The following is a 17,861-nucleotide window of genomic DNA, read 5'->3' as shown; positions in this document are numbered from 1 at the left end:
CGGGGGCGCTCAGCGACGCGTGTCGTACAGCGCGTCCAGCCGATCCATGAGGGCCTTTACCGACAGGGGTTTGATGAAAAACGCGTCGGCGCCGCCGGCGCGCGCGGCGGCTTCGTCCACGTTGGCGCTGTAGCCGGTGCATAGTACGCAAATCAGCCCGGGATGACGGCCCTTGGCGGCATGGATCAGGCTCATGCCCGTCATGCCGGGCATCACCTGGTCGGTGATCAGGGCATTGAAGCCCGACGCCGTGTCAGACAGCAGGTCCAGCGCGGCCCGGGGATCACCGCACACGGTGACCTCATGGCCCCGACGGCTCAGCCCCTCCCGCAGCAGTTCGCCCATGGCCTCGGTGTCGTCAACCACCAGGACCCGCAGGATGGCGGGGGGAGCGGTGCGGGCTGTTTCGGACTGTTCGTCGGCCGCGGCCATGGCCGCCGGCCCTGAAAAGCTGGGCCCGGAAAAGCTGGGCAGGGTGATCCGAATGACGGTGCCGGCACCCGGCCTGCTGGCCACGGCCAGGCCGCCGCCATGCGCCTTCACGATGCTGAGGACGTTGGCCAGGCCCAGCCCGGTGCCTTTGTCCTGCCCCTTGGTGGTGAAGAAGGGCTCGAACATGCGGGCCAGGTGGTCCGGGGGCAGGCCGCTGCCCTGGTCGGCGACCTCCAGCACCACGTGCGGCACCCCTGCCGGCGCCGGGACAATTTCCGCGGTCGCCCAGTCCGGTGGGAAAGCGAAGGGAAGGGGGCCGCGGTTCAGGCGGATGGTGATGTCACCGGCATCGCCCCGGCGGGCGTCATGCGCGTTGATCACCAGGTTCATCAGAACCTGCATCATCTGGGTCGGGTTGGCACGCAGGGGGGGTAGACCCTCCTCCGCCGTGCAGGTCAGACGGGTGGTGGCTGGTACGGTCGAACGCAGCACCACCTGCGCGTCCTCGATGATGGTTCGGGCCGGCACCACCTCCTGCACGCCGGCGTCGGTGCGGGCGAAGCCCAGGATTTGCCGAACCAAATCCTTGGCGCGGGCGCCCACCTCCAGGATGCGGTCGGCATAGCCCCGCGCCGCCGAACCCGCCGCCAGATCGGTGGACAGGAAGCCGGCATAGCCCAGGATGGCACCCAGAAGGTTATTGAAGTCATGGGCGACGCCACTTGCCAGTTGGCCGACCGTTTCCAGCTTGTCCTGTTGCAGGATTTGCCGTTGCAGCACCTGGCGTTCCCGTTCGACACGGTCACGCTCCGATACATCGCGCGCCACCACCAGGATATCGCCGCCGGGGTCTATGCTGGCGGTGAACTCCACCGCTTCCACCTCATAGCCCGTCAGCGTGGCCCAATTGTCGATGCGCCCCGTCCACACGCCTTTGTGGGCCAGGCTGACGCTGATCTGTTGGCGCAAGGCCGCCAGCGCCGCCGCCGTTTCCGGTGTGACGAACTGCGAAATGCGTCGGCCCAGCAGATCCTTCGCGTCGGTAACGCCAACCAGGGTCAGGGCCTGGTCGTTGGCATAGAGCACGTCATAATCCCGGCTCATCATGTAAATGGCGTCATGTGCCACGGCGATGCAGGCGGCGACCCGCTGCAGGTCGCGACGCAGGCTGTCGCGCTCCACCAGTGTCCGGCGGAAATCCTCCAGCCCCCGGGCGAGGTCGCCGATGACGTCGGGGCGGTCCTGGTCGGGCAGGGTCCGGTCGTAATCCCCCTGGCTCAGGCCATCCACCCCGGCCTGCAGGCGCTTCAGGGGCTGGGCCACGATCAGGCGCACGGCCGCCACCATCAGGCCGGTCAGCAGCAGGGCACAGAGCACGCCCGCCACCAGGATGGCGGTGCGGATGCCGGCGAAGGGCCCCGCCAGCCGGTCCAGCGGCACATCCATGACCAGCAGACGCCGCCCTTCGCCGGGGAAGAGATCCACAGGCCAGGTGAAGCGCTTCAGGCGCGTCCCATCGGCCAGGCGGCGCTCCAGGCTGTAAGGTTGCGCCTGGTCGACGAACACCTGCTCCCCGACCGAAAATTGATCGCCCGGCCCATTGCCGAAGGTGGCGGTGCTGCCCACCAGGGCGTGGTCGGAATGGTAGACCCAAACCTCCGAGGTGTTGATGATGGCGACGGGCGCGCCAAAGGGGCGGTGGCCGTCATAAATGCGGGCGCGGGCCTTCTGGTCCAGGTCGATGCCGGCCACGCCGATGACCCGATCGCCCATCATGACCGGATAGGCATGCGACACCACGATGGTCGGCACGCCCAGGATGGGAAATTCGTGGGGAGGCAGGACGGTTAGGCGGTGGCGCCGCGCGGCGCGGGCATAATAATCCTGGACATCGAAATCCGCTGGCGGCGGGGCTAGGCGCACCGTGCCTTCCTGGCTGCTGGCGTGCAGGGCGTAACGGCCGGTGCCCGGCATCCCCACCTGCGCGTCATGGGCCGCCAGCGCCGCGCCGTCGGGACCCAGCGCGTCCGGTTCGGCATAGAACCAGATGCCCGCGACCTCGGGATGCAGGGCGGCCGCCTGGCGCAGGTACTCCGTGACCTGTCGGCGGTCGCTCAATGTCAGGCGCCCGCCTTCGACTTCGCGCGTCGCCGCCAGCGCGGAGACCATGCGGGCGGTCCCCTCCGCAAGGGTCATCGCCTCCTTCACGCTAGCGCTGATGGCCAGGGCTTCGCGTTGGGCGGTGTCGCGGCCATAGTCGTTGACGAAGTGCTCCACCACCTGCTGGCTCAGGTGTACCGTGACCAGGATCATCCCCCCCAGCATGATGCCGGCGGCTGGCAGGATGGCCAGCAACAGGCGCACGGGGAGGGAGAGGCGGATCATCCGCGATTCCATGGTTTGCGCCGTCGACGGCAGGCGATCATGCGGGGCGCTGGCGTGGCAGGCGGCAAGGGGAGCTGAAGGCACGGAAAAAGCGTAACGCAATCAACGCGGATTTACGCCTTACCAAGAAGGTCAGGGTTGCTGGGGACCCGTCAGGTCGACAGGGGCCAGGTCCATCACCATGATATCCGGCGCCAGGATGTCGGGCAGCACAAGGTCGGCGCCGGCCCCCACCACCGGCAGCGCCACCCCCCGCGCCAGCCGGCGGCGCAACCGGAACCACGGGCTCGACGCATACGGCGCCGGGGATGGCGCCGCGACCTCTTGAGCACCGTCCGCCTGGCGCAGGCGCCGGTCGATGGCCAGTGCGAAGACGGGCACCATCCACACCAGGCGGTTCTGATATCGGTCGTGCGGGTTGGACAGAGCCCCACAGATAAGGGCGTTGCCGGCCAGCGCCGCCCAGAGGAAGACCAGCGCCCCCAGCGCCACGCCGTCCCGACGCCTTACCGCTTGGGGGATCAGCGCGCCCAGCGCCGCCAGGGCCAGGAAGGCCAAGGGCACCGTCAGGTAATTGGAAAGATCGGCCATGCCGGGGGTCGGCCCCTCGCTCTGCTGGTCGGCCTTGAGGAAGGCGGCCTCGGACGCCGGAAGCACGCGATGCATGACCGCTCGGGTGCTGTCATGGAACTCACCCAGCCCATCCCCTGATTGGACGCGGAAGAACTGCTCCACGCCGGCCTGTAGGGATGACAGGGCCAGGGCCAGGGGGTAGGTCCGCATCACCGCCAGGTTGATCCGCCCGGCCTCCGCCGCCATGCCCTGCCATCCGCCCAGCGCCACCAGAGGTGATTCCTCGCCCCACAGGAATTCATCCGCCGTGGCGGGCAGGCGGTGGCGATACCGGCACAGGGCGTAGGCATGCGGGTCTTCGGCGCACCGCTCGTCCAGCAGGCGGCGCACCTGGCCCTGTTGCAGCAGGCTGCCGAACAGGAACAGGGGGCCCCCAGGGGTCAGGCGGGCCTGGCCGGTGACGACACCATTCAACAGGGGCAGGGCCAGCATGCTGCCCAGCACCATGGCGGTGGCGGGAAGCAGGCGCAGGGTTCGCCAGGATCGCGGGTGCCGTGTCAGCATGCCGGCGGCCTTCATCGCGGCCAGCACCACGATCAGGCCCCCGCCCAGGGCCATGCCGGACATGTGCGACAACAGCCCGACCACGCCCACCATGGCGATGCCCATTCGTTGGCCCCAGGACAGCCAGGCCCAGCGGAAGGCCAGCAGCCACAGGCTGCCCACCACCAGGGGAATGGCGAGGTCGGGCATCAGCTGGGCGCTGTACCAGGCCATGCCGGTGCCCAGCGACAGCACGGCCACCAAGCCCAGCAGGGCGGCGCCATCGCGCGCCGCGTCCGTCCGTCCCCGGTTCGGCATCAGGCCGGCGCTCAGGTGGCGCAGCATCCATAAGGTCAGCAGGCTTTGCGCCAGCACCGGCCCCCATAGGGTGCGCCAGTTCAGGGACGTCGCCTGCAGGAACAGGCCATAGGCCAGGGATCGCCCCTCGACCAGCTTATGGTCCGCCGCCGCTTCGATGTAGCCGCCGGTGTCGAAAAAGACGATGGGGAAGCCGTTGAGGAGCGCCGGCCACAGCATCAGCGTCAGCGCGCCGGCCATGGTCAGCACGGACATGAGGGAAGTCGGCGCGGATTTGGCGCGGGCACACGCGAGCAATCGCGCGCCCAGGCGGCGCGCGCCCAGGTGACGGACAAAAGACGACCCAGGCATGGCGGATGGGTCCCCCAAACCGAAATTTCCCCGGAATTCTTATGGTTAACGCCCTAATAGCGCCGCTGGGGCGCGGCGCTGTCAAGGGTAAAGGACCCTATGATTGCAAATCTGCCGACGGGGTGACTTTGTCGCCACGTGGTGGCCTACAGCCCGCCACCGATCCAGGCAGCGTTGGCGGGGCAGGGGGCTGTCGGGCGGTTGGCGAATTCCGCCGCCAGGGCGTCTATGAAGCCGCGCACCGCGGGCACCAACCCCCGGCGGGAGGGGAACACGGCATGCACCACCCCCGCCGGCAGGGTCCAGCCGGGCAGCAACGCCTCCAGCGTGCCCTGGGCCAGGTAAGCGTCGATGACGAAAAGGGGCAGTTGGGCGACGGCGATCCCGGCCAGCGCCGCGTCGCGCAACAGGCCCATATCCTCGGTGATCAGGCGCGGCTGGTGCGGGACAACACGCAGGATGCCGTCGGGACCGTACAGCCGCCACACATAGTCCCCGCCCGTGCGCGGCATGTCCGCGGCCGGCAGGGCCGCCAGCTCCTCCGGGTTGGTGGGCCGGCCATGACGGTCCAGGAAGGCCGGGCTGGCCACCAGGGCCGACCCGTGGCTTTCCAGCACCTTGACGATCAGGTCGCTGTCCTCCAGCGGCGGCATGCGCACACGGATCGCCAGGTCATAGCCTTCCTCGATCACGTCGACACGGCGGTTGCTGGCCTCCAGCCGGATGGTCACGCGCGGATGCTGGGTCATGTACCGGGTGACGACGGCGCCGACCCGGGTGGGCACCAACGCCGTGGGGCAGCTGACGCGGACGGTGCCTTGCGGTTCCGCCCGGGTGCGATCCACCGCCTCCTGGGCCGCCTCCGCCTCCGCGATCATGGCCAGGCAATGGGCGTGATAGGTGCGGCCCACATCGGTGATGGCGAAGCGGCGGGTGGACCGCTGCAGCAGCCGCACGCCCAGCTGTTCCTCCAGCATCGACACGCGACGGCTGAGGGTGGACTTGGGCACGCCCAAGGCCCGCTCCGCGGCGGCGAAACCGCCATGATCCACCACCTGGGCGAAGTAATAGAGGTCGTTCAGGTCGCGCATTGTCGGCCCCATCATCCCGCCGGACTGGCGGGATTTATTGTTCCAGTCGTGGAACATAGAGTGCGAAATCCGCCCCCTGATGGCAAGGGCGTTCCAATGGCATTCTTAAGGGGTCTTTTGGCGGCCGGTGAACCGGCGCCCCAATCGGAACGCCAGCTGCCAGAAGGTCAGCTGCCAGAACGAAAGCATTGATCATGAAGCTCCTGCACATCGATTCCAGCCCCTTGGCCCAGGCCTCCGTTTCGCGCCAGCTGACCGCCGCCGTGGTCCAGGCCTGGCAGCAAGCCAACCCGTCGGGTGAGGTGGTGTATCGCGACGTCGCCGCCGACGCGCCCGCCCATCTGGATGGCGAGTTGCTGGCCGTCGCCAAGTTCGGCGCCGACCAGAACCTGACCCCCGCCCAGCAGGCGGAACGCGCCCTGGTCGACACTCTGGTGGATGAGCTGCTGTCGGCCGATGTCGTGGTCATCGGCGCGCCGATGTACAATTTCTCCGTCCCCAGCCAGCTGAAGTCCTACCTGGACCGCCTGGCCCAGCCCGGCCGCACCTTCCGTTACACCGAGTCCGGCCCTCAGGGCCTGGCCGGCGGCCGCAAAGTCATCGTCGTTTCCACCCGCGGCGGCAAGTACGCCGGCACGCCCTATGAGGCGGCGCTGGACCATCAGGAGGCCTATCTGAAGGGCTTCTTGGGCTTCCTCGGCATCACGGATGTCACCATCGTCCGCGCCGAGGGCGTGGCCATGGGTCCCGATGCCAAGGCCGGCGCGCTGGAGGCCGCGAACACCCAGATCGGCGGCCTGTTCCTGGCAGACGCGGCGTAAGGCACCGGCGGCTTCTGAACAAAATCCCTTTATCGATGATTGATGGCCGGCGCCCCTACACCCAAGGGGCGCCGGCTTTCTTTTGGGCCTTGGGATATGCTGTCCCATCCGTCCGGGAGGGCTCGGTCACATCACGGGAAGGGAACAATGGACCACCGCCGCGACCAACCCATCGACCTGCAACGCTTCGTCGATGCCCAGAACCCCCAGCTGGATACGGTGATCCACGAACTGACGGCCGGGCACAAGCGCAGCCACTGGATGTGGTATTTCTTCCCACAGCTGGCCGGTCTGGGACGAAGTGCGACGTCGCAACTGTACGCTCTTGCCTCCCTCGATGAGGCGCGGCCTTATCTGGAGCACACCATCCTGGGCGGTCGGCTGCGCCAGTTGACCGCCTTGGTCAACGACTTGCCCGGCCACGATCCGGTGGCGGTGTTCGGTCCGGTGGACGCCCTCAAGTTCCACTCCAGCATGACCCTGTTCCACCTAGCGGCGGGGGACTACGACAGCCTGTTCCAGGACGCGCTGGACAAGTATTTCGCCGGGGTGCCGGATCAACGGACGCTGGATCTGGCGGCCTAGTCGGCGCGTCTGCCTGCATAAGTAGTGAAATATGGATTCGTGCGCGCATGTCGGGCAATATCCCGCGCCGGGATTACGCCGGTTGGGGAAGCGCCATGTCCATTCTCGCTCTTTTGGGCCGACAGGCCGTGACTGTCGGAATTGTCGGCGGCCTGATGGCCGCCCTGCCGGCCGTGGCTGGGGAATTGATCCAGCCGGCACCAATGCCGATGGTCGACGGGGTGGCCCATCTGGAGGCCCGCCCTCAAATCTTCACCCTTCCCAACGGGGACGGGGCGTCGGTGCCGGTGCAGGTCAACGCCTTCGTCAGTTTTGGCGACCTGAGGGGCCCGGCGCTGAAATCGGCCATGGCCGCGCCCAAGCGGGGCCCCGGGCCGGCGCTGCCCACGAATGAGCTGCTGGCCGGTCCCACCCTTCGGGCCCATCCGGGCGACACGCTGGACATCCTGTTCACCAATGGCTTGCCCTTTCAGGTGGACCAAGGCGACGCGGCCATGTTCAACGCCGTGCCCCACGGCTTCGACGTGCTGAACCTGCATACCCACGGCCTGCATGTCAGTCCGCAGAAGGACAGCGACAATGTCTTGCTGAACCTCTATCCGGCCGGCACGCCGGACAGCGTCCTGGCCCTGTGCGCCCAGCACGCCGGGGGCGACACCAGCCTGTGCCACAAGGGTGAGTTCCACTACCACATCAAGATCCCGGATCAGCATCCCGCCGGCACCTATTGGTACCATCCGCACAAGCACGGGGCGGTGGCCCTGCAATTGGCCAGCGGCATGAGCGGCGCGCTGATCATCCAGGATGAGAAGAACGGCATCGACAGCCTGCCGGCGGTTCGCTCCGCGACGGAAAAGGTGATGCTGCTGCAAAGCATAGAATACGGGCCGTCGGCCAGTACCCAGGCCATTCCGCAACAGGTGACCTGCAAGAGCGTCTACCCCTTCGCCTCCTGCGACTACGCGGGCGGGCCCAAGCCGCCGGTCAACAGCCCGAACGCGAAACTTTCGGTCAACGGCCAGCTCAATCCCACAGTCACCATGGTGGCGGGAGAGGTGCAGCTGTGGCGGGTGGTGAACACCACCGTGGGCGCCGTGGTGCCCATGTGCCTGGTGCCGCAGGATAAGGGGGACACAGCACCTTCCCCCGCCGCCTATGTCCTGGCGGCCGATGGCGCGCCGGTGCAGCGCCCCTTGGCGCCGGGGGAGGAGGATCTGCCGCTGCGCCTCGGGCCCCCGGTGTCGAAGCCGGATGGCAAGGGCGTCATCAACAATGAATTGCTGTTCCTGGCGCCGGGCCAGCGGCTGGACCTCATGGTCAAGGCCCCGACCAAGCCAGGCCGCTATGTGCTGGCGCAGCCGGCGCTGGGCAAGGTGGTGGAGCGGTTGCAGAGGTCCAAGGAGCCGCTGGAGCGGTCCCCCGACATGGACACGTTGTGCCAGCCGGGCCCGGTGCCCGATACCCAGCGGGTGATGATCGTGGAGGTGGTGGCACCCCCCGGATCCCTGGGGCCGGTGTCCACGGCCCTGCCCACGCAGACGGCGCTGAATCGGCTGTACGCGCCGGCCACCTTGGTGAAGGCGCAGGATCGGCCCACTTCCCCCACCCAGGGCGTGGTGTTCGGTTTCACCAGCGGCACCTACGCTGAATCGGCCGGCGGCGCCTCGGTGGTCAACGGCCGGCCCTTCAACGGCGATGGCGGGCCGCAGCGCATCCTGACGCTGGGCCAGACGAACCTGTGGGGTGTGATGAGCGCCGCCGACACCCACATGTTCCACATCCACACCAATTCCTTCCAGGTGGTCAGGCGCGGCACGGTCGACTATGCCTTCCCCATCTGGCGGGACACGGCGCTGATCAACTGCGCCCCGGCGGTCGGGGGGACCAACTGCACCTTCCCCGGTGGGTTGACCAACGTCGACGCCAACACCGGTTTCAATTACGGCGAGGTGGTGCAGTTCCTCAGCCAGGCCCTGGATTACACCGGCGCCATCGTCATGCACTGCCATAACACAAGCCATGAGGATAACGGCATGATGGAACTGGTGGAGATGGTGGCGCCGGGCAAGGCGCCCACCATCCTGCCGCATCATCACCATGAACAGGCGGCCGAGGGCTATGGCGTGGGAGAGCCCCGGCCCACCACCGGCCTGGCACAACACTGAGGCAGGCTGGAAGGGGGGCCGAATGGCCGACCGCCAATGAAGCCGTTCGGCTTCTTTCAGGGCAGGCCCGGCGTGCTGGCGTCGTCCTGTGACGGGGGGCCAGCCAGCCAGTCGTATCCTTTGATCAGCCAGTCGGCCAATTCTTCCGGCTTTTGCTGAAGGGTGGCCGGCTGGCGAATGACGGTGTCGATGAAGGCCTGGAACAGGCTGCGTAGACGCGGACGGTCAAGGGACGCCAATGTCTCCGGCAAGGGGGGGGATGTCCCCTCCGGCAGGGGCAACCGCATTTCCCCCATCCCCGATATCAGCCAATCCAAGGAAACGGCGTAGACCTCCCGCATGGCGATGAGGACCTCCACGGTCGGCAGGGCGACGCCACGCTCGTAAGAGCCCAAGGTGACGGGGTGGGTCTTCAGCCGTGACGCGGCTTCGTTCCGCCCCATGGCGCCCCGGGCGCGGATCAGCCGTTCGGCGAAAGGGGTCTTCGGTTTCAGCGGACGGGCCATGGCACCTGCACCGGCTCATATCCGATGGGACGGCATCACGACGCCGCGCGGCGGCCGATTCCCGCAGGTCAGGCTTGTTTGAAGTCGTATAATTCTATTCGAACGATAAAACGGCTTGCAATGAAGCATAAACGCTGTAAACGTGGCAGGCATTAAAGCTTTCTCCAGGGTCGGTGGCTTGTCACGGCGGCATCCCGCCGTGGCCAGAAACGGACGAACATGTGACCTGCCTGACAATGCCGGCTGCGGCATGCAAGGAAACAGCAGCCGGACTGATGCCGTTGGCGCTATGGTGCCAAGCATCGGCTTCAGCTTGATTGTTCAGGGTAAAGAAAAAACTAAATATCGCAGGCGTTGGAAACGGCAGTCGTCAAACATAATCCCCGTTCGCGCCTATTTAGTTGCACGTGGCCCGCGCTTCAATCCGGGCTGCTCACGGATATGCGTGAGGCTGTCTCATGGAACTTTCTGTGCCTGTTGTTCCCCATCCCCAGCTTCCACCCGGCGGCGCGATTGCCCAGGCCGTACGCTACGACCGCGCCGCGCCCCTGGGCCCGCATCCCGACGCCAGCGTGCGACGATTGGAAAGTATAGCGCGACCTTCCGGCGATCAGGCAAGCGAAGTGCCCCGACATCGCCACCTACACGGAAGATCCGTCCGCGCGTGACCATCACTGGCGCAGCACCTCGATTCACAAATCCCTGAGCTTCACGGGAAGGTGGCTTACCCATGCTTCGAAATATGCGTTTGGTATATAAAATCCTGACATTGGTCGGCGCGTTGGCGCTGGTCGTCGGCGGGCTGGGCTATACCGGGTACAGCAATGTCCGGCGCCTGGGTATCGCGGGCACCGAAATCGACGCCGCGGACGGGCTGGCGCTGCGGGCCGCGCGGGTCAACCAGGCGCTGGTCGCTCTCAGCCGCTCGGAATATCGGGTGGGCATGAATGCCAGCCCGGCCAATGTCGCCGAGGCCGAGAAGCTGGTGGATGCCAACCGCGCCGCGTTCGAAAAGGGTCTGGACGACCTGCGGAGCAGGGTGGACAGCGACCGTGAACGCCGCCTGGTGGCGGACATCGAGGATCAGTACCGTAGCTATCTCAAGGGCATGGACCAGACCTTCGCCCGCGCGCGGGAACTGGGGCGCGACATCACCCTGAGTGATGCCCAGAAGAGCGTGATGCGGGCGGTTGAGGAAAACCGTCCCGTGGCCGACCGCCTGCAAGCCGCGGTCAAGGCCGCGGCGGACTATTTCGATGAGCAGGGCACGCGCACCGCGGAGGCCGGGGTGCGCACGGCGACGACCGCGCAGACCATCATGCTGCTTGGTTCCGCCCTGGGCATCGCCGTCGGTTTGGGGCTGGGGCTGCTCATCGGCCACACCGGCATCGCCCAGCCCATCGGCCGCATGGTCGCCTGCCTGCGCCGCCTGGCGGAGGGGGATGTGAACCTGACCATCTTCGGCATCGGTCGCCGGGATGAGCTGGGCGAGGTCGCCGAGGCCATGCAGGTCTTCAAGGACAACATCATCCGCAACCGGGAGATGGAGGCGGAGGCCAAGGCCATGGAACGGCGCGCCGCGGAGGAGAAGAGGCGGGCGATGAACGAATTGGCCGACCTGTTCACCGCCAGCGTCGGCGGGGTGGTCGATTCCGTCTCGTCCGCCGCCGTCGAATTGACCTCCACCGCTGCCGCCATGTCCTCCATCTCCGAGGAAACCAGCCGTCAGGCCACGGCCGTGGCCGCCGCCGCCGATCAGACGACGGCGAACGTGCAGACCGTCTCGACAGCGGCTGAACAGCTTTCCGCCTCGGTGGGAGAGATCAGCGGCCAGGTCAACCAATCGGCGCGTATCTCCACGGCGGCGGTTGACCGCGCGCGGGAGGCCAATGAACAGATCAAGGGCCTGGCCAGCGCCGCCGATCGCATCGGCCAGGTCATCGGCCTGATCAACGACATCGCCAGCCAGACGAACCTGCTGGCGTTGAACGCCACGATCGAGGCCGCGCGCGCCGGCGAGGCGGGGCGTGGCTTCGCCGTCGTCGCCGGTGAGGTGAAGTCGCTGGCCAACCAGACGGCGCGGGCCACCGATGACATCGCCGCCCAGGTCGTCGCGGTCCAGACCTCCACCCGTCAGGCGGTGGACGCCATCGAAGGCATCGCCGGGGTGATCGGCGATCTCAACCAGATCGCCGCCGGCATCTCCTCCGCGGTGGAGGAGCAGAGCGCCGCGACGCGTGAGATCGCGCGGAACGTGGATGAGGCGGCCAAGGGCACCCAGGATGTCTCACGCAGCATCTCGGGCGTCACCGTGGCATCGGAGGAGGCGGGCCAGTCGGCCACGCAGGTGCTGGAGGCGGCCAACGCCCTCAGCCGCGATTCCGAGACCTTGCGCACCCAGGTCAACGACTTCATCGCCAAAATCCGCGCGGCATGAGGGCGGAGGGCTGGCGCGTGGTCCGCGCCAGCCCCCTTTCTCAGGTTATGGCCGCATTTCCCACACGTCGTTGGCCCGGTTGGTGTCGGGCAGGGCGTGGTCGGGGTCGATGGTGACGCGGGTGATGGCGGGGCCGCCGCCGAGGCGCACCGTGGCCTCCGCCGTGCCGCGCCAGGTTTCCACCGGAATGCGCAGGTTGCGCTGGCTGCCGTCGGCATAGTCCACCCGCAGGGTCGCCGGCAGGACCAGGCGGTCCAGGGCCGCCAGGGTCACCAGGGCGCCCTTGTCCGGGCCGCCCTCGGCATAGGCGACCTTGCGCACGGTGAAGTCCACCGCCCAGTTGTTGAGGTACCAGCCGCGCCAGAACCACGTCAGGTCCTCACCCGCCCCGGATTCCATGGCGCGGAAGAAGTCGGACGGCGAGGGGTGCTTGTACGCCCAGGCGCGGATGTAGCGGCGCAGGGCGGCGTCGAACCGCTCCGGCCCCAGGATCTGTTCCCGCAGCAGCACCAGGCCCAGGGCCGGTTTGAAATAGCTGACGGGGTGGCGGTACTTCTCCGACACGCCATCGGGGGCATTGATGATGTTGGGGGCGGCGGCGTCGGTCAGCAGCGGCAGGATCTCGTCCACCGGGTTGCCGCCGCCGGGTGCGTATTCGCCATCGCGCTTGGGCGCGTATTCGCCGTGATTGAAAGCGTCCTGGGCATAGATGTCGATGAAGGTGTTGGACCCCTCGTCCATCCAGGCGTCGCGCCGCTCGTTCGATCCCACGATCATGGGGAACCATGTGTGACCGATCTCGTGCGTGGTGATCCAGTACAGCTTCTTGCCCTCATCCTGGAAGCCGTCGAACACCATGCCCGGATATTCCATGCCGGCGCCATGGCCGCCCAGGTTCACCGCCACCGGCCAGGGATAGGGGAACCATTGGCTGGAGAAATGCTCGATGGAGGCCTTCAGGTATTCCGTCGACCGGTTCCACTTGCCCGGCCCCACGCCCTCCACCGGATAGACCGACATGGCCAGGGCGTGCTTGCCCTCAGGCAGGTTCACGCGCGCCGCGTCCCACACGAAGGCGTTGGAGGCGGCGAACACCACGTCGCGGGTGTTCTTCATGCGGAAATGCCAGGTCATCTCCCCCGTGGTGCGGGGACGGCTCTGCGGGTCGGTCACCTCCTCCGGCGTGCGGATCAGGATCGTGGCGTCGCTGGCGCGGGCTTGGTCCAGGCGCTTCACTTGCGTGGGGGTCAGCACCTCCGCCCCGTTCACCAACTCGCCCGAACCCGCCACCAGCATGGTGGCCGGCACGGTGACGGTGTAGTCGAAGTCGCCGTACTCCAGATAAAACTCCGCCCCCAGATAGGGCAGGGTGTCCCAGCCGCGCAGGTCGTCATAGACGGCCATGCGCGGATACCACTGGGCGATCTCATAGATTTCGCCGTTCTTGGTCGGCGTGTGGGCGGTGCGCCCACCCCAGGTGCCCGGGATGGTATAGGCGTAGTCGATGTGCAGCGCCAGCTTGCCACCCTTGGCCGCCAACGGCTTGGGCAGGTCCACCCACAGGCGGGTGTCGTCGACATGGAAGGGCAGGGCGATCACCTTGCCATCGCCAAAGGAAACGGCGACCGCCTTGATGATGAAGCCGTCCGTGTTGCCGCGGCTGGGCCGGCCGCCGCTGGCCACCGCCGCGCGCGCGTCCTTGCGATAGATGTTCTGGTCCATCTGCAGCCACAGCCGGTCCAGTGCGTCGGGGCTGTTGTTGGTGTAGCGGATGACGGCGTTGCCGCTGATGGACGGTGCCTCGGGCTTGGACAGGTCCAGCCGGGCGTGCAGTTCGTAATCCGCCCGGTTTTGCCAGTAGGCCGGGCCCGGCAGGCCGCTGCCCGAGCGGTATTGGTTCACCGCCTGAGGCAGGGTCAGGGGCGCGAAGGCGTCGAAGGGACGATAGGCGGTCGTCAGCGGCGGCTCTGTTTCCGGCGGCTTCTCCAACTGCTTCGTGGCCGGCGATGGCGCCTGGCCCGCACTCCCTCCCCGGCTGTCCTGCCCCAGGCCCGCAACAGGTGCCGCCAGAACCGGGATGAGGGCAAGGGTCGCGGCATGGCGGAGCCAAGGTTTGGTCATGGGTGATGCGGCCTTTGATCATGGGTTTCGGGGCGGGTTTGGTTAACCCGGCGGGCGGCCACCCCCTGCCAAGAGACGGCCACGATCATTAAGTCACTGGCATCATGAAGTATTTGGGCGGTCGGTGGAAGCCCGGCCTGATGATGCCATGGTGCCGCTGTATACCCCGCCGGGGTTGGCCAAGATAACCCGATGGATAATAGGCGTTTAGTCATATAAAGAAACTCGAGTGGACATAACCCAGTATTCACACTACATTCATGGCAGACGTATCCGAAAAATTACCCTTAATTTCGGCCGCTTATCTTAAATAGCGGATATCGATGATTTTAGGGATTTTGGGATTTAACCAATTTTAATGGCGTGAGCTTAACCATTTTTTAAATGTTTGGCTCTGCCGTGTGGAGTTGCTTGATGTTCTGGTCCTTCCTGACACGGCGCGCCAATGAGACGAAGGCGACGCTGGCGGCGCTTGCCAAGTCCCAGGCCGTGATCGAGTTCGCGCTGGACGGCACCATCCTCACCGCCAATGACAAGTTCCTGAAAACCATGGGCTATACCCAGGCGGAGGTTAAGGGCCGGCATCACAGCCTGTTCCTGGAACCGCGCGAAAAGGACAGCGCGGAGTACCGCCAGTTCTGGGAATCGCTGCGCCGGGGTGTCTACCAGGCCGCCCAGTTCAAACGCCGGGGCAAGGGTGGACGCGAGGTCTGGATCGAGGCCACCTACAACCCCATCCTGGGCCGCGACGGCCGGCCCTACAAGGTGGTGAAGTTTGCCACCGACGTGACGGCGGCGAAGCGGGAACAGGCTGACCTGCTGGGCCAGGTGACCGCCATCAACAAATCGCAGGCGGTGATCGAATTCACCTTGGATGGCACCATCCTGAGGGCCAACGACAATTTCCTGAACGCCATGGGCTATACCCTGGCGGAGGTCGAGGGCCGGCACCACAGCCTGTTCGTGGAAGCGGGACAGAAGGACAGCGCGGAGTACCGCCAGTTCTGGGAGGCCCTTCGCCGGGGCGACTATCAGGCCGCGCAGTTCAAGCGCCTGGGCAAGGGCGGGCGCGAGGTTTGGATCGAGGCCACCTACAACCCCATCCTCGATCCCGATGGAAAGCCTTACAAGGTGGTCAAGTACGCCACCGACATCACCCGTCAGGTGCGCATGCTGGGCGACCTCAAGCGGCTGATCGACAGCAATTTCTCGGAAATTGATGCCGCCGTTGAACAGTCGATCAGCCGATCCGAGGGGGCCGTGGCGGCGGCGGACCAGACCGCCGGCGCCGTTCAGGGCATTTCCGCCGGCGCCGGGCAGTTGGCCGCCTCGACCCATGAGCTGACGGCCAACATGACCCAATCGCAGCGGGCGGTCGACAGCGTGGCGGCGGAGGCGGCGGCCGCTGGTGCCGCGACCGAGCGCCTCAACGCCGTCGCCCAGGCCATGGAACGGGTGGTGGATGTGATCCGGGCCATCGCCGGCCAGATCAACCTGCTAGCCCTGAATGCCACCATCGAGGCGGCGAGGGCGGGCGAGGCCGGAAAGGGCTTCGCCGTCGTGGCGACGGAGGTGAAGAACCTGGCCAACCAGGCGGCGTCCGCTACCCTGGAAATCTCCGGCGAGATCACGGGCATGCAGTCCGTGGCGGGCGAGGTGGTGGGGGCCCTGGACAGTATCCGCAGGTCCATCGATGCTGTGCGGGACCACGTCACCTCAGCCGTGGCGGCGGTAGAGCAGCAAGGCGCCGTCACGCTGGAGATGTCTCGGAACATGCAGCGGACAGCCGGGGCGGTGGACTCCGTGACCGAGAACATCAACGACATCGGCCGCGCCATCCGCCAGGTGGAAACCATGGTGAACAAGACCCGGGAAGCGGCGCGCGTCCTGGTCATGGCATGAAACGGCGCCGGTGATCCGCCGGGCGCCCCTTTCCCGTACAACAGCCGCCGAGCCGCGTGCCCGAGCGCCGTCGAAGGGGGGAAGGGTGCCATGACTTACAGCGTCGTCTGGTTCAAGCGCGACCTGCGCCTGCAGGACCATGCCGCCCTGCATCAGGCGGTGCTGTGGGGGCCGGTGCTGTGCCTCTATGTCATCGAGCCCAGCCTGTGGCGTCAACCCGACGCCGCCAACCTGCACTATCAGTTCATCCAGGAATGCCTGGCCGACCTGGCGGACGACCTGCGCCAGCACGGGGGCGCCCTGCATGTGGCGACGGGCGAGGTGGTTGAGGTGCTGGGGCGCCTGTACCGCCAAGCCCCCTTCACCACCCTGCATTCGCATGAGGAAACCGGCAACGACCTGACCTATCGGCGGGACCGGGCGGTGGCCCGGTGGTGCCGTGAGCAGGGCGTCGCCTGGCACGAGGTGCCGCAGTTCGGCGTCGTGCGTCGCCTGGCGGACCGCGATGGATGGCAGGCCGCGTGGGAAGCGCGCATGGCGGCGCCCCCTCTGTCGGTGCCGACGGTCCATTTCCTGCCACCACCCTGGACGGAAGGCCCGCCGCCCGCGCCGGCGTCCCTGGGCCTTGAGCCCACGGACGCGCCCCTGCGCCAGGCCGGCGGTCGCCGCCGGGGCCTGGCGGTGCTGGACAGTTTCCTGGACGACCGCAGCGGCCGCTATCGCGGCGGCCTATCCTCTCCGCTGTCGGCGCCCACCGCCTGTTCCCGCCTGTCGCCCTATCTGGCCCAGGGCGCGTTGAGCCTGCGCGAGGTGGTGCGGGCCGCCCGTGACCGCCTGGCCGACCTGCCCGATGGGCCCGATCCCCGGCGGCAGGGCCTGGCCGCCTTCCTCAGCCGCCTGCATTGGCACTGCCATTTCATCCAGAAGCTGGAAAGCGAACCGCCGCTGGAATGGCGCAACCTGCACCCCGGTTATCACGGCCTGCGCGAAGGGGAATGGAACGAGACCCATTTCCAGGCGCTGGTGGCGGGGCGCACCGGCTGGCCCCTGGTCGACGCCTGCGTCGCCATGCTGCGCGAGACCGGCTGGATCAACTTCCGCATGCGGGCGATGCTGGTGTCCGTGGCCGCCTATCCCCTGTGGCTGCATTGGCGCCCCGTGGGCCTGTGGCTGGCCCGCCAGTTTCTGGACTACGAGCCTGGCATCCATTGGAGCCAGATGCAGATGCAATCGGGCACCACGGGCATGAACACCACCCGCGTCTACAACCCGCTGAAGCAGGCCCGCGACCACGATCCCCACGGCCGCTTCGTGCGCCGCTGGCTGCCCGCCCTGCGGCGGGTGCCGGACAGCTGGCTGTTCGAACCGTGGCGCATGCCGGCCGACGTGCAGGCCCGCTGCGGGGTGCGGGTGGGGCGGGACATTCCCATCCCCCTTGTGGATTTGGAGGCGGCGACCCGTGTGGCGAAGGCGCGCGTCCATGGCTTGCGGGCCCAGCCGGCGGTCAAGGCCGTGGTCCCGGCGCTGGTCGACCGCCATGGCTCGCGCAAGCCGGCGCCGTCCCGCCCCCGCCCGCGCCCCGCCCCACGCGGGCAACTCAGCCTCGACCTGTGACAGCGGGACCTGTGATT

At 67.2% G+C, this 17,861-nt stretch carries 11 protein-coding genes; 6 read left to right on the top strand and 5 right to left on the bottom strand.

Annotated elements, in window-relative coordinates:
• Window positions 1-9: 9 nt before the first annotated feature.
• The 3 genes from FBZ90_RS10725 to FBZ90_RS10715 all read right to left on the bottom strand — a co-directional run bounded on the left by FBZ90_RS10725 (window position 10) and on the right by FBZ90_RS10715 (window position 5,693).
• Window positions 10-2,817, bottom strand: a complete 2,808-nt coding sequence (locus FBZ90_RS10725; protein WP_145731857.1) for an ATP-binding protein — start codon at window positions 2,815-2,817, stop codon at window positions 10-12.
• Between the two features lie 132 nt (window positions 2,818-2,949).
• The gene (locus tag FBZ90_RS27795) at window positions 2,950-4,506 is read right to left on the bottom strand and encodes a hypothetical protein (RefSeq protein WP_186455723.1); all 1,557 of its coding nucleotides are present in this window, start codon (window positions 4,504-4,506) and stop codon (window positions 2,950-2,952) included.
• A 242-nt stretch (window positions 4,507-4,748) separates the two neighbouring features.
• A complete protein-coding gene (locus FBZ90_RS10715) occupies window positions 4,749-5,693 on the bottom strand; it encodes a LysR substrate-binding domain-containing protein (RefSeq protein WP_145731855.1) in 945 nt (314 codons plus the stop codon).
• Window positions 5,694-5,887: 194 nt separating this feature from the next.
• On the opposite strand from FBZ90_RS10715, the gene FBZ90_RS10710 reads away from it, so the two are divergent.
• The 3 genes from FBZ90_RS10710 to FBZ90_RS10700 all read left to right on the top strand — a co-directional run bounded on the left by FBZ90_RS10710 (window position 5,888) and on the right by FBZ90_RS10700 (window position 9,264).
• Window positions 5,888-6,514, top strand: coding sequence for an FMN-dependent NADH-azoreductase (locus FBZ90_RS10710; protein WP_145731853.1), 627 nt, complete (start codon window positions 5,888-5,890; stop codon window positions 6,512-6,514).
• A 147-nt stretch (window positions 6,515-6,661) separates the two neighbouring features.
• Window positions 6,662-7,099: a DUF1810 domain-containing protein gene (locus FBZ90_RS10705; protein ID WP_145731851.1), complete on the top strand. Its 438-nt coding sequence runs from the start codon at window positions 6,662-6,664 to the stop codon at window positions 7,097-7,099.
• 95 nt (window positions 7,100-7,194) lie between these two features.
• Window positions 7,195-9,264 (top strand): multicopper oxidase family protein, encoded by a 2,070-nt coding sequence (locus tag FBZ90_RS10700; RefSeq protein WP_186455722.1) that lies wholly within the window; start codon window positions 7,195-7,197, stop codon window positions 9,262-9,264.
• Between the two features lie 56 nt (window positions 9,265-9,320).
• Here FBZ90_RS10700 and FBZ90_RS10695 read toward each other — a convergent pair whose 3' ends face one another.
• Window positions 9,321-9,770, bottom strand: coding sequence for a helix-turn-helix domain-containing protein (locus FBZ90_RS10695; protein ID WP_145731847.1), 450 nt, complete (start codon window positions 9,768-9,770; stop codon window positions 9,321-9,323).
• Window positions 9,771-10,512: 742 nt separating this feature from the next.
• On the opposite strand from FBZ90_RS10695, the gene FBZ90_RS10690 reads away from it, so the two are divergent.
• Window positions 10,513-12,207 carry a methyl-accepting chemotaxis protein gene (locus FBZ90_RS10690; protein WP_186455721.1) on the top strand — a complete coding sequence of 565 codons (1,695 nt, stop codon included), beginning with the start codon at window positions 10,513-10,515 and terminating at the stop codon, window positions 12,205-12,207.
• A gap of 45 nt (window positions 12,208-12,252) precedes the next feature.
• Here the strand turns inward: FBZ90_RS10690 and FBZ90_RS10685 are convergent, their stop codons facing one another.
• Window positions 12,253-14,328 carry a M1 family metallopeptidase gene (locus FBZ90_RS10685; RefSeq protein WP_145731843.1) on the bottom strand — a complete coding sequence of 692 codons (2,076 nt, stop codon included), beginning with the start codon at window positions 14,326-14,328 and terminating at the stop codon, window positions 12,253-12,255.
• 414 nt (window positions 14,329-14,742) lie between these two features.
• Here FBZ90_RS10685 and FBZ90_RS10680 point away from each other — a divergent pair, with 414 nt between their 5' ends.
• Both FBZ90_RS10680 and FBZ90_RS10675 read left to right on the top strand, forming a co-directional pair.
• The gene (locus FBZ90_RS10680; RefSeq protein WP_145731841.1) at window positions 14,743-16,230 is read left to right on the top strand and encodes a methyl-accepting chemotaxis protein; all 1,488 of its coding nucleotides are present in this window, start codon (window positions 14,743-14,745) and stop codon (window positions 16,228-16,230) included.
• A 90-nt stretch (window positions 16,231-16,320) separates the two neighbouring features.
• Complete coding sequence (locus FBZ90_RS10675; RefSeq protein ID WP_145731839.1) at window positions 16,321-17,844, top strand: FAD-binding domain-containing protein; 1,524 nt, start codon at window positions 16,321-16,323, stop codon at window positions 17,842-17,844.
• The last annotated feature ends 17 nt before the right edge of the window (window positions 17,845-17,861 follow it).

It is taken from the genome of Nitrospirillum pindoramense (genome assembly GCF_007827955.1).
Lineage (GTDB): Bacteria > Pseudomonadota > Alphaproteobacteria > Azospirillales > Azospirillaceae > Nitrospirillum > Nitrospirillum amazonense_B.
This window is presented reverse-complemented; position numbering and strand designations above follow the sequence as displayed.

Excerpts from the sequence above, each read along its gene's own strand:
- FBZ90_RS10685 (WP_145731843.1), bottom strand. The coding sequence starts at position 14,328 with ATGACCAAACCTTGGCTCCGCCATGCCGCGACCCTTGCCCTCATCCCG.
- FBZ90_RS10680 (WP_145731841.1), top strand. The coding sequence starts at position 14,743 with ATGTTCTGGTCCTTCCTGACACGGCGCGCCAATGAGACGAAGGCGACG.
- FBZ90_RS10700 (WP_186455722.1), top strand. The coding sequence starts at position 7,195 with ATGTCCATTCTCGCTCTTTTGGGCCGACAGGCCGTGACTGTCGGAATT.
- FBZ90_RS10710 (WP_145731853.1), top strand. The coding sequence starts at position 5,888 with ATGAAGCTCCTGCACATCGATTCCAGCCCCTTGGCCCAGGCCTCCGTT.
- FBZ90_RS27795 (WP_186455723.1), bottom strand. The coding sequence starts at position 4,506 with ATGTCCGTGCTGACCATGGCCGGCGCGCTGACGCTGATGCTGTGGCCG.
- FBZ90_RS10715 (WP_145731855.1), bottom strand. The coding sequence starts at position 5,693 with ATGCGCGACCTGAACGACCTCTATTACTTCGCCCAGGTGGTGGATCAT.
- FBZ90_RS10690 (WP_186455721.1), top strand. The coding sequence starts at position 10,513 with ATGCGTTTGGTATATAAAATCCTGACATTGGTCGGCGCGTTGGCGCTG.
- FBZ90_RS10705 (WP_145731851.1), top strand. The coding sequence starts at position 6,662 with ATGGACCACCGCCGCGACCAACCCATCGACCTGCAACGCTTCGTCGAT.
- FBZ90_RS10725 (WP_145731857.1), bottom strand. The coding sequence starts at position 2,817 with ATGATCCGCCTCTCCCTCCCCGTGCGCCTGTTGCTGGCCATCCTGCCA.
- FBZ90_RS10695 (WP_145731847.1), bottom strand. The coding sequence starts at position 9,770 with ATGGCCCGTCCGCTGAAACCGAAGACCCCTTTCGCCGAACGGCTGATC.
- FBZ90_RS10675 (WP_145731839.1), top strand. The coding sequence starts at position 16,321 with ATGACTTACAGCGTCGTCTGGTTCAAGCGCGACCTGCGCCTGCAGGAC.